At 52.6% G+C, this 11472-nt stretch carries 14 protein-coding genes; 9 read left to right on the plus strand and 5 right to left on the minus strand.

Annotated elements, in window-relative coordinates; all coding sequences use genetic code 11:
* The first annotated feature begins 386 nt into the window (after nt 1-386).
* Nucleotides 387-758, plus strand: a complete 372-nt coding sequence (locus tag ACYX34_RS00300; RefSeq protein WP_462074556.1) for a hypothetical protein — start codon at nt 387-389, stop codon at nt 756-758.
* A 9-nt stretch (nt 759-767) separates the two neighbouring features.
* Complete coding sequence (locus ACYX34_RS00305) at nt 768-1616, plus strand: mechanosensitive ion channel domain-containing protein (protein ID WP_462074557.1); 849 nt, start codon at nt 768-770, stop codon at nt 1614-1616.
* Between the two features lie 60 nt (nt 1617-1676).
* Here ACYX34_RS00305 and ACYX34_RS00310 read toward each other — a convergent pair whose 3' ends face one another.
* The gene (locus ACYX34_RS00310; RefSeq protein WP_462074558.1) at nt 1677-2759 is read right to left on the minus strand and encodes a cytochrome-c peroxidase; all 1083 of its coding nucleotides are present in this window, start codon (nt 2757-2759) and stop codon (nt 1677-1679) included.
* Nucleotides 2760-3145: 386 nt separating this feature from the next.
* Between ACYX34_RS00310 and ACYX34_RS00315 the strand changes: the two genes are divergently transcribed.
* The 3 genes from ACYX34_RS00315 (at nt 3146) to xth (ending at nt 4657) form a co-directional block, all read left to right on the plus strand.
* Nucleotides 3146-3328 carry a LysR family transcriptional regulator gene (locus ACYX34_RS00315; protein WP_462074559.1) on the plus strand — a complete coding sequence of 61 codons (183 nt, stop codon included), beginning with the start codon at nt 3146-3148 and terminating at the stop codon, nt 3326-3328.
* 124 nt (nt 3329-3452) lie between these two features.
* On the plus strand, nt 3453-3854 hold the full coding sequence (locus ACYX34_RS00320) for a LysR substrate-binding domain-containing protein (protein ID WP_462074569.1): 402 nt from the start codon (nt 3453-3455) through the stop codon (nt 3852-3854).
* A gap of 29 nt (nt 3855-3883) precedes the next feature.
* Nucleotides 3884-4657, plus strand: a complete 774-nt coding sequence (gene xth / locus ACYX34_RS00325) for an exodeoxyribonuclease III (RefSeq protein WP_462074560.1) — start codon at nt 3884-3886, stop codon at nt 4655-4657.
* A gap of 72 nt (nt 4658-4729) precedes the next feature.
* Here the strand turns inward: xth and ACYX34_RS00330 are convergent, their stop codons facing one another.
* Nucleotides 4730-4885 (minus strand): hypothetical protein, encoded by a 156-nt coding sequence (locus tag ACYX34_RS00330; RefSeq protein ID WP_462074561.1) that lies wholly within the window; start codon nt 4883-4885, stop codon nt 4730-4732.
* 244 nt (nt 4886-5129) lie between these two features.
* Here ACYX34_RS00330 and ACYX34_RS00335 point away from each other — a divergent pair, with 244 nt between their 5' ends.
* Entirely contained in the window at nt 5130-6449 is a 1320-nt protein-coding gene (locus tag ACYX34_RS00335; RefSeq protein WP_462074562.1) for a BaiN/RdsA family NAD(P)/FAD-dependent oxidoreductase, read from the plus strand.
* Nucleotides 6450-6489: 40 nt separating this feature from the next.
* On the opposite strand, the gene ACYX34_RS00340 is transcribed toward ACYX34_RS00335, so the two are convergent.
* A complete protein-coding gene (locus ACYX34_RS00340) occupies nt 6490-7314 on the minus strand; it encodes a hypothetical protein (RefSeq protein ID WP_462074563.1) in 825 nt (274 codons plus the stop codon).
* A 140-nt stretch (nt 7315-7454) separates the two neighbouring features.
* Between ACYX34_RS00340 and ACYX34_RS00345 the strand changes: the two genes are divergently transcribed.
* A complete protein-coding gene (locus ACYX34_RS00345; RefSeq protein ID WP_462074564.1) occupies nt 7455-7673 on the plus strand; it encodes a hypothetical protein in 219 nt (72 codons plus the stop codon).
* A 66-nt stretch (nt 7674-7739) separates the two neighbouring features.
* On the opposite strand, the gene ACYX34_RS00350 is transcribed toward ACYX34_RS00345, so the two are convergent.
* Nucleotides 7740-8030 (minus strand): hypothetical protein, encoded by a 291-nt coding sequence (locus tag ACYX34_RS00350; protein WP_462074565.1) that lies wholly within the window; start codon nt 8028-8030, stop codon nt 7740-7742.
* 433 nt (nt 8031-8463) lie between these two features.
* Between ACYX34_RS00350 and ACYX34_RS00355 the strand changes: the two genes are divergently transcribed.
* Nucleotides 8464-9114, plus strand: a complete 651-nt coding sequence (locus tag ACYX34_RS00355) for a PilZ domain-containing protein (protein WP_462074566.1) — start codon at nt 8464-8466, stop codon at nt 9112-9114.
* A gap of 208 nt (nt 9115-9322) precedes the next feature.
* Here the strand turns inward: ACYX34_RS00355 and ACYX34_RS00360 are convergent, their stop codons facing one another.
* Nucleotides 9323-9679, minus strand: coding sequence for a hypothetical protein (locus ACYX34_RS00360; protein WP_462074567.1), 357 nt, complete (start codon nt 9677-9679; stop codon nt 9323-9325).
* A 930-nt stretch (nt 9680-10609) separates the two neighbouring features.
* Between ACYX34_RS00360 and ACYX34_RS00365 the strand changes: the two genes are divergently transcribed.
* On the plus strand, nt 10610-11389 hold the full coding sequence (locus tag ACYX34_RS00365) for an ATP-grasp fold amidoligase family protein (protein ID WP_462074568.1): 780 nt from the start codon (nt 10610-10612) through the stop codon (nt 11387-11389).
* Nucleotides 11390-11472: the final 83 nt, after the last annotated feature.

The raw sequence follows: 11472 nt of genomic DNA on the forward strand, positions 1-11472 counted from the left end.
TCCCGGTTTGGTTTCGCCGTTAGTCCCATTGAAATCCTGCGGTTTCCCCTGGACGAGAAGCACGTCAGGCTTCACAACCCGGCTTTCAGTTGCCGCAGCAAACCGATCGGCCAGAAACAGGAAACTCCAACCAGCGAGAATCACGGTGAGAATTCGTCGTGCGCCCATTGCTTCCCCTCGCGGAGTAAGGTACCGAAAAGTCGCATATAAATCCAGTCGCCCACCGGTTTGTGGCCATCAGAACCATGCTACGACAGAAGATTCCAAGAGAGTTGCACTTGGCGATCGTCCAGTGTAGCGTATGCTCCAGCATGCTCGGTTCGATGTCTTCCATCCACAACACCTGTTTCCATCTTCTCTTGTGGTCTCTGCTTATCACACTCGTGATGAGCATCTCTGGATGTGGCGGACCCTGGCGTGATGTCTATCTCAAGAAAGGGGTTGGCCGGCTGACGCAAGAAGAGATCCGTGAGCGGCTTGGCCCCCCACACACTGCAAAAACGCCCGCGCTTGGCGGAGACAGCCTCTGGACCTACCGTTTCCCGCTCAGCGAGCAGGACCTGACTTCATGGAGGTCCTCCATGCTTGGTGATGCGTCTCACTCAATCACCAGCATGATGGGCAAGGGGGCAGAGACCGCCAAGCAGACACTCTATTGTTACCGCTATATCCTGACCTTCTCCGAAGAGAAGATTCTTAAGACCTGGAACCGAGAAGAATGCGTTCCTGGTACCCGCGAGACACTAATCGCCAAATAGAGGATACCCGTGCCTCAGAGCCAATGGTTCCCCATCGACAGTGTGATGGCACTGGACAGCTTGAAATCGCTGATTCTGCTGCTGACCGTGATCGCCACCAGAACGCTGATCGTGCGGTGGATCGCTGGGAACCCGACTCTCTCGATGGAATCGAAACGTCGATGGGTGGTCACGACGAGAAACTCCGCCGTCTTCGCTTTCCTCATTGGCCTGGTCATGATCTGGGCACACGAACTGCAGGCGCTTGCAGTGTCACTGGTCGCGTTGGCCGCCGCGATGGTCCTGGCGACCAAAGAGCTGATTCTCTGTTGGAGTGGTGCGGCACTTCGGATGGGTGGCAAGGCCTATGCTGTCGGCGATCGAATTCAGATCGCGGGCCACCGAGGGGTGGTGTTGGATCATGATATGTTCGCCACGAAGTTATTGGAGATCGGCCCTGGACAGTCCGCTCATCTGTACACAGGGCGCGTGACCGTGTTCCCCAATAGTCTGCTCTTCACGAACCCATTGATCAAAGAAAACCCCGAACAGGAGTACGGGCTCTATACGGTGCTCGTCCCCATTAAGAACGACGAGGATTGGCAGCGATCGGAGCGCATGCTTCTGGAAGCGGCAAAAATCGAATGTGCGCCGTTCATGGAAGAAGCCGTCCGGCACATGAAGCTCTTGGAACAAGCGAATCTGCTCGAGGCTCCTTCCCCGGAACCGCGTATCACCATTCAACTGCCGGAATCCGGCAAGATTCATCTTGTACTCCGATTCCCAGCCCCGGACCGGGGGCGCTCCCGCATTGAGCAGGCCATTCTCCGTCGCTATCTTCTCCACTTGAACAATCATGAGTCTGTGCCTCGGGCCTAAAAGAAAAGGGCCATCGCAAGATGGCCCTTCCCCATTCTTCATCACTGTGAATGGCTCGAGTTACTTCGGAAACGACTTCGGCGGGGCAATATGCTGCCATCCCTCGCCATTGAGTGACTTGAGCATCGCCACCAAATCCTGTTGCTCCTCATCCGTCAGTTCCAACGGGATGATCGTATTGTCCTGGTGCGGATTCTTCACGCCGCCCCGGTTGTAGAACTTCACCACCTCTTCCAAGGTCTTGAAACGACCATCATGCATATAGGGTGCAGTCCTGGAAATTTCTCGCAACGTCGGTGTCTTGAATGCTCCAATGTCTTCAGGATTCTTCGATTCCATATACCGACCCAGATCGACCTTATTGTCGTCCCAGCCAATACCAAGATTATGGAACTTCTCGTCTGTGAAGTTGAACCCGGAATGGCACCGCGTGCAACGCGCTTTCCCGCGGAACAGTTCAAGCCCACGCTTGGCGGAATCGCTCAAGGCATTCTGATCTCCCCCAATGTCATACTTGTCGACCGCACTATTCCCGGATAACACCGTCCGCTGAAAGCTGGCAACGGCTCGTCCGACATCCTGAATCGTAATCTCCCCACCGAAGACTTCCTGGAAGAGCTTTCGATAGCCAGGCATCTTCTTCATTTTGGCAACCATCTCATCATGGTTGGCAAACCCATGTTCGATGGGATTTGCAAAAGGCCCGATGGACTGATCTTCCAGCGTCGCAGCCCGTCCATCCCAGAACTGTGCTTTGCTATACACCCGATTGAACGACACCGGCGCACTCCGGCCGCCCTTGAGGCCATTGATCCCGGTCGACACCGGCATCCCATCCGCGAAACCTTTTTTCGCCATATGGCAACTGGCACAAGCGATCGTGTTGTTTTTTGACATGCGCTTATCGAAGAAGATAGCCCGTCCTAATTCGATCTTCTCCTTCGTGAGCGGGTTGTCCGCCGGCACATAGGTATTCGGATCCTCCAATCCCTCGATCGTCGGCAAGGTCACAGGTTCTCCCGCAAATGCCTTGTGTCCCTGTCCTTCTTCACCAATCACAGGGACGAGAGGCATGGCCATTACCAATCCAACTGCCAATACCCCTGTCAGTACCCCGCTCCCTGATATCGTCTTCTGCACCATTACATCCTCCTCTCTGCACACGTGATGTGTGTGTTTATGCCCATCCCTGGCCTACTCAACCCATTGCGCTTGTTCCAGCTCATCGGTCTAGACGACCAGCGAGACCATCACAAGTGCTCAACCAGATTGCAGCTGGGGCTTGTCATACCATGACTCATCCTATTGACTCAATCGGCTGATCTTGAGCAAACCCATAAACTCTCCGAGACTATTCCTTCTCATACCTCTCGATGATTCCAGGCGAACGGATGATCCCTGGGCTCAAAGATGTCGGAAAACGATCCGCATGCGTGAGAGAAAGACACCCTACCCGCCGTATACAGTCTAATTGATACTGTATTGTCCTGACATAAGTCGCGCTTATGGACCGAGCGGCAGGAAAACGGGTGACACGTACTGAGCTGCAATATGTCATGGCCGTCGCACAGGAACGGCACTTTGGCCGAGCTGCCGAACGAGCCTTCGTCACTCAGCCGGCGCTGAGTCTGGTCATTAAGAAACTAGAAGACAACTTAGGAGTGACGATCTTTGAACGGCGTCAGAATAGGGAACACTCGATGTCATCGTGATCGCACTGCCCTTCGAGGAACCTGGCATCCTCACCGTCGTCTTGTATGACGAACCGTTTCAAGCCGTGCCCCCGCCGGACAGCCATGGCAGAAAAAGAAGGTACTCGATTCTCGACAATTAAGCATTGAGAAAGTCCTGTTGCCTCAGGCCGGTCACTGCTTCCGACAGCAGGCCCTGGAGACATGCCCTGAACTTAGTCGCTCCGACACAGAAGGTCGGCAGGGAAACCTTCTAGAAACCATCCGACAGATGGTGGCCTCTGGGCTTGGGATCACAGTCATGTCCAGCAGCGCCCTCACCCCCACGTACCAACACAAGCGCCTGATCGCGATCAAATTGGCGGAGCCTGTACTCGGCCGTCGGATCGGCCTCGCATGGCGGCGAGGATACACCCGCCCTTCAGGTGATTACGGTCCTGCGGGAAACCGTACGATCCTTAAAGATTTCTGGACTCCGCATGGTAGCCGATATAATCAACATCAGTGGCTCTTGGTTCTGCTTGTTGCCCGGGAGGGCTTTTGTTAGGATGCGACGCATCGATTGGAGCATCTTCTATGAAAATTGCCACGTTCAACGCAAATTCCTTACGCAAACGTCTGCTGATCGTCCTCGCCTGGCTCGAACAGCACAAGCCGGATGTTCTTTGCCTTCAAGAAACCAAGGTTCAGGATAGTGAGTTCCCGTTACTGGCATTGGCTCCCAGTGGATACGACATTACCTTTCGCGGCATGAAGTCTTACAACGGCGTCGCGATTCTTAGCCGTCATAAGCCGGAGGCGGTCTTTTACGGATTTGATGATGGCGGGGAGCCGGACGACTCCCGCTTGCTGAGAGTCGTCATTGATGGAATTCCCATTATCAATACATATGTGCCACAGGGATTCGAAATCGATTCACCGAAATATGCCTACAAGCTAGCCTGGTACGAACGCCTCAGAAAATATTTCGACAAACACCTATCGCCCCGGGCACCTGCTATCTGGTGCGGGGATATGAATGTTGCGCCTCGATCGATGGACGTCCATAGTCCAGAGAAACATCTGAACCATGTTTGCTATCACGAAGCCGCGCGGAAGGCGTATGAGCAGACCATCTCGTGGGGATTTGAGGATGTCTTCGTAAAATTATACCCAACTCGTCAGCAGTACACGTTTTGGGACTACCGTGCGCCCAGCTCATTGGCAGCCAACAAAGGATGGCGGATTGATCATATGATGGCGACCGCACCACTGGCTGAACAATGTGTGCGGGCGGATGTGGATGTCGAGCCGCGACGAGCGAAAGAACCGTCCGACCATACATTTTTGTGGGCAGAGTTTTCGATCTGACCGCGCACGCGACACCCACTCCATCCAAACTGTCGATCCCCCCGTCACGTAGCAGGGGGAACGGATGGCCCCCTACGCGGCCTTTGCTCGCATGTGGTTACTACGGTTCAGCTCAATCAATGGGTCAATGATCAAGCCGCAGTTAAGACAACGAAGAATAACCGTACTGGAAGACACCGCTGGTTGACGCTCTTGAATCATCAGCCCTTTACATTTTCGACAGGTCATGGAGTTCCTCCTCCTGATAATGACGACCTGTCACTCTTAACACTGAAACATTAACGTCGTGTTAACGGTCAGTTAAAACTATCTAATGTTCTTTCCGATATCTCTGGCCGAGACGGAACTTCTTTCTCTGTTTTCAGGATTTTGCACAGAACCATGAACGGGTTATCTACAAACCTCATCTCGAGACGTGTCGCACCGCTTCATCCAGGACACACCGCTCAGTGTCCCTGCAACGGATCCCGCAATGATGAAGGCGCGTGATGACATAACTGACCACCCTGCCACGATCGTCATCGTGGGCGCAGGCGCCGCGGGTCTGACCTGCTCGATCGCTGCCGCGCAAACGCTTGCGCATGAAGCATGTGATGCTTGCGTTCTCCTATTGGATGGCGCGAAGCACCTCGGAGCGAAGATTCTGGTCTCGGGTGGCGGACGCTGTAACGTGACACATGATGTCGTCACGCCAAAAGATTTTTTTGGAAATCGCAACATCATTCGAAATGTGCTAGCCGCTTTCCCGGTTGAACAAACGATCGCCTGGTTTGCCTCGCTGGGGGTTGAGCTGAAGAATGAACCGGCGGGCAAGCTCTTTCCCACAACTGACAATGCGCGCACTGTTCTCCATGCATTGATCGATGGTGCTCGACGCGCCAATGTGACGATCTGTCAGGACCACCGGGTGCATGAGATTTCACGAACCAAGGCTGGGTTTCTGGTACAACACAGCCACGGTATGACACATGCCTCCTGCGTCATGCTTGCCACCGGGGGGCAGTCGTTACCAAGAAGCGGAAGTGATGGATTCGGATATCAGCTGGCACGCAGGCTTGGACATCAGATTACTCCAACCGCACCGGCCTTGGTTCCACTGGTGCTTGCCCCCTCCATGTTTCACACTACCCTCTCAGGCCTATCCCATAAGGTGGAGCTCATCACGCAGGTCGACAGACGAGAAGTGGACCGACGTAGGGGAAGCCTCCTCTGGACCCATGTTGGAATCAGTGGTCCGGTGGTCCTAGACGCCAGCCGTTTCTGGACTCTGGCAACAAGGCAAGGCGCCGCCGTTGAAATGTACGGCAACTTTGTTCCCACGCACTCAGCAAATGAGCTTCGAGAATGGTTCATGGCCCAGTCCGCTCGACATCCCAAGCGCTCACTGGTTCGAACGCTGTCATCCTTAGTCCCGGATCGTTTTGCCGAATCCCTCTGCCATCACCTGTCCTGCGAGCCACAGACAGCGGTTGCCCAAGTCCCGCGCCTCAACCGAGATCGGTTGCTGAATGCACTCACTCGGTTTCACTTTCCAATTATTGGTGACCGTGGATGGAACGTAGCGGAAGTCACCGCCGGAGGGATTCCACTGGAGGAAATCAACTATCGAACAATGGAATCCAAACTGGTTCCAGGGCTCTATCTTCTTGGGGAACTACTCGATTGTGACGGCAGAATTGGAGGATTTAATTTTCAATGGGCCTGGACAACAGGGTGGCTAGCTGGAGAATCAGCCGGGAAAAGCCTGGTCAACGACAAGAGCCCCTCTCACCCAGCATCACCGCCAGGATGATTTGTCTTCTTTCCTGAGCCCTCAGCATTCACCGCAACGATCACCACGCGCCCGCTTCCGCTTCCGAACAAGTTTTCGCCCGTGGGAGGGGACGATACGAGATCTCTCTGGTCTCCCGAGTGGACTCGCTCGAAGAGAGAATCGTAACTTGAAGCGTTTCATCAGAAAAGCCGTCATTGCGGATCCGTAAGACCCCCTCACGATTTAACATTTTGACGGCATTTGTACGTGAAACAATCGGGGGATACTCTCTGAATTGCTCCGCCGAGACGTATGGAACCTGGATGGTCACGGGACGACGTTTGACGTAAATAAAATCACGCAGATTGTCGTCGATGGGTGTCTTCAACGTCACAACTACCGAACTTTCTGCCGGCAACGTCGCGATCGAGATCACATACAATGGTTTCACATCGGGCGGTGCTTCCTTATGACCCGTCACAACCAAAGCGGGAGCGGCCATCAACTGCGTCGTTTGATTGATGGCAGGAGACCGCACACCGACGCGGAGATTCGTCAGATCACGACTGGACACATTTTCAAGCAGGAGTTTGATGAGTACCCAGCCCTGTGGATCGAGCGTCACCGCCCGTCCATTCTGGACAGACTGTTCTTCCCGCCGTATGCTGCAGTCGGAGACGAGATTACGCCGTTCAAAAAAATACAGCGTATTCATACCCTGCGGCTGAATACCACGCTCATAGGTGTAGAACGAGACTCCAACATGAATCATCGTCGGCCTAAACCAGGCCACGACCGTAGGAAGCACGAAAGGGACAAAAGCAGCCAGAAGGCCCAGGATAGCAACCTTACTGAGGACACTTTGCCTCCAGAACCACGCCCAGCCTTTTTTTAAGCTCTCCATGCAACGCTCATTTGAATGCTTCAATCTGACCGGTCGTAAAGATACGCTCTTGGAGGAGCTCCCGACAAGGGCAAGACTTTACCTTGACCATCGTCGGTTCCGTTCGCCATGCTGGTGAATCATCAGCTTTAGGAGGCCCAATGCCAGGCGACCGACTGGAAGAGGATACTCAGAAAAATCACTGCCTCACTCTACGATGGAAGGTGATGTTGGTCTTGAGTGCCATCCTCATTGCGCTTGGCCTCGGCATCGAGTGGGCACCGCCTCAGGATCCTAGTCTTCCGGACACATCCTCATTCCTTGTCATCTTAGGGATATTTCTCGGCGTTGTAGGGCTTCTGACAACAGCACGGCATTGAGGGCTGCGCTGTATGTATGAGAGAAACGCACGTCCGGAACCATGACAATTGCTCACACAAGCCCTGCTACCGATTTGCACCCTGGAGTTGGACTGCACTGACGCCATAGGGGCTGAAAAAGGCGAGCACCTTGTCCCCCACCTTGAACCGGGCCCCAAGTTGAGTCTGTGGGGTAAGATTCAGGATATGAAGCTGCCCTTTGTCGTCCCGAATCACCATTGTTCCAGGAACCCCCGTTGTGAGGGAAATCACTTCTCCTTGGACCGGGGGAAGAGCAAGAACGGAACTGGGCACGCTACCCATCATCACTACCAGGAGCATCAGGCTACCCGCTATTCGGAGTACAGGGTTCTGCATGGCGACAACTCCTCTCGACTTAGATGCTCGTAGTAATTCACCCCTCAAGGATCATGACTGTTGATAGATTCTCCTCGCTCTGACTACCATCCGTCATTCTACCAAGAGATGGGACGTCTAGACTCCCTTTGCCTATTGGCACAATAGTCTGTCAATGTACGGTGTACACAATCGGCCGGTCTAATCCCAGAGAGCCATTCTATATTCAGTCCATCACTCTTTCCGACTTTGCCATCAACCATACAAACAGTGCACGATCCACTGTCTTATGTTTCGAGCTCTGTAAAACGAAATCCCCTACCGTAAGAATGCTGTTTGCTTAAGGCCATACCCCCTCTTTTGAGGTAAATATTTCGAGGAAGGCGCTCAGCTACTCTCCCCGCTACCCTTCTTATCATGAACCACTTGATGAGCACAGATACAGGGAGCGCCCATGAGTAACCGAATAGATCCCATACGGCGACATAGTCGGTTTCCAGTGAGCTGGCCAGTGTTGTATGGAGATGGCACAGCTTTCGCGGAAGGGACAGTCCTAGATCTCACTGCCCGCGGCTGGCGAGTGACCGGGGCAATGCCAGTTGTCCCAGGTACGCAACTGACCTTGAAGGTGTCAATCCCAGACAGATCCACCCCGCTCTGTATTCATCGTGCGATCGTGCTCTGGGTCAAGGAGCAGGAGTTTGCCATTGAAGCGAATGAGATCGCGCCGGAAGACCAAGCTTGGGTTGCCGAGTTCCTTCGGCACAAACTCGGACTCATGTGGATGTCGCAAACCGCCGACCACGCCCCCCCCCATCAAACCAGAGCTACGCAACCCTCTAGCGAATCGCTTCCACCACAATCGTCTCTTCCATCTCTCGAAGACATCCTACGCCGAGTCACTGCAACCGATCTCGCTTCAACAGTCATGCCGGTGAAAGCCAATCAGAATAGTAGTTCAGAATTTCCCCACTGCGAGAGCAGTATGCCCGTCGACGACGTACCTGAGAAAATCTGGCATGAGGCACGCTACATTGTTCGTCGCATGGTCGCAATCAAAGCTGCTCGTATCCAAACTGGCCGAAATCCTGTTCCAGAGAATTAGCCCAGCCGACCCAAGAACTTGGTTCTCCTCCTCAACACCCTCTCAGGAAAAACAAGAACCCCCTTACAGTGAGCCTTGGTGAGTTCACTGTGCGCAGTAGCGCATAAACATGATCCGCAGTGTTAACAGACCCTAAGAAGCAACCATGGGTGATTCTGGCTTTTAAAGAAATCCTACTCCTGAGTTTTGACTTGATTCCTGGTGACGACTAGAAATCTTCAAACAGACGAAGCTGATTGGGTCGTCCAATCCCTCGCATCCATGCCGGGACCCGTGGCGGTTTCTTTGGCTTGAGAGAAGACGGGCCGCTTGCCAATAAGGCCTGCGCCGTAATCCATGCTCCAATCAGTTCGAAATGGACCAGATCCGTCTCACGAAGATTGGAGCTCCATTCTGAACTGGCTCGCTTACTCACGCCCGCCGGGCGACTCAGGTACCGGACCTGGAAGAACCATTCACCAGACCAGCTGGCTCCGACTTGATGCACAACGGCGATAATGCCGAGACGTTCACCGGCCGTCTGCCTGAGATAGACCCCAAGAGCAATGTCATCACGAGTCACCATGGTAACCATTGGTTACACTACTACAGACTTATAGTCAATACCGTGTAAACACATAGCTAAATTAATTTATTCTATTCTTCCAACTCATGGAGGAGTGCCTTCCACCATGATCCCATATTTGATTCCGATGGCAGCAAGACACTAACTCCTAAAATTCTCATTACTCAAGACAGTTACAGAGAGCCATTATTTGACACTCTCGGCAATCACGCCTCCGATGGAGTCTTTGTGGAATTTTAAGCTAGCAACATCAGCAGAGAGAAACGAGGGAGTACTGGGCGACGTATTGTACGTACGACCTGACAAAGACTTAGAGGCATGCATCGCTACCATGAAGGTGATCACAATGATTCCGTGCTCAGTTTTGTGTAGTCAGGGCAAGAGCTCTGCTGTTTGTGAGTAGGTTCTTTGGCCTTTCCAAACCTCGCATTCCCGATAAATGAGACACAGACCTTTCACTGTGCTCTGGAATAACATCCGCATCCCAATCCATACACATCTCTACATAAGCGCACACCAATGCTTGTGACCATTCTATTCCTCTAGACATGAGCCAGCCAGTGCAAGCCTATTGAAATTGTAGGAGTATTGGCAGAAGAAGCATAGATGAACTCAAGAATTTGACTCGGAGGCACCATCCTTGCCTTCACACTAGAGTAGCCGATCTGTAGCCTCTAATGAAAAATCCCATCGGTTCGGGACTGCGGCCCGTAAAAGACGGGAAGCACATTTACAAGAAAGGGGCCATAGGAAATGAACTATTCTACCCCCATAACATGGAACTCCAACTTTCAAGACCGGTTGCGTGGCACATGGGTCCATCAGCTCTACAAGGGTACCCGAAAAGCGAAGCGCACTCTATTTCGCCAATCCGAAGGAGAGGCTATTCTATTAGCGCGATATCATCGGATACACGGCAAATCTCTCAACATGAAGGCCCCGAAGACATTTACAGAAAAACTATTCTGGAGAATGGTCTCCTGGAATCGAAGCCTCAATCCTATCTTTACACAGCTGACCGATAAATCTTCAGCGAGAACTCACGTCGCAAACACCTTAGGAGATGAGTACTTGATCAGGCTATTGTGGTATGGCGACAACCCTCGAACCATCCCATTTAGCAGACTTCCAACACGATACGTCATGAAGCCAAGTCATACAAGCCAACAGGTGATCGTGGTTAGAAATCCTACTGATCGAACTGAGCTCATCAACAGGGCCTCTGCCTGGTTGGGCAACAATTACTATTGGAACGCACGAGAGTATCAATACTATGGAATTAAACCAGGGGTCATGATTGAAGAATGCCTTGAAAATCCAGATGGAAGTCTTCCTCTTGACTATAAGCTTTGGTGCTTCAACGGAGAGCCAGAACTCATTCAAGTAATCAACCATGCACGAGACATGAGCTCATTTTATGACAAAACATGGACTCTCTTAGACCTCACCAACAAAGAGGGCCGCTCTCAACGGCCGATTACAAAGCCAGCAAACCTTGAAGAGATGATCAGCGTTGCATCAAAGCTGTCGGTTGGTTTTGGGTTTGTACGCGTCGATTTATATAATGTGAACGGAAGAGTTTATTTTGGCGAGTTAACCTTTACCCCTGCAGCTGGACACATGAAGCTGCAACCAGACAGCTGGGACGCCGCGCTAGGGGAAAAGTGGGACTTATCACTGGAACATCAACTGCCGGCTAGCAGGGGATAAAAGGCGCATTCTTCAGCACGACAAAATTGTACGCAGTGAAGTGCGAGGAGTATAGGCAAGTGGGGTGGATGACGGGTTTCGAA

The organism is Nitrospira sp. CMX1, assembly GCF_054902215.1.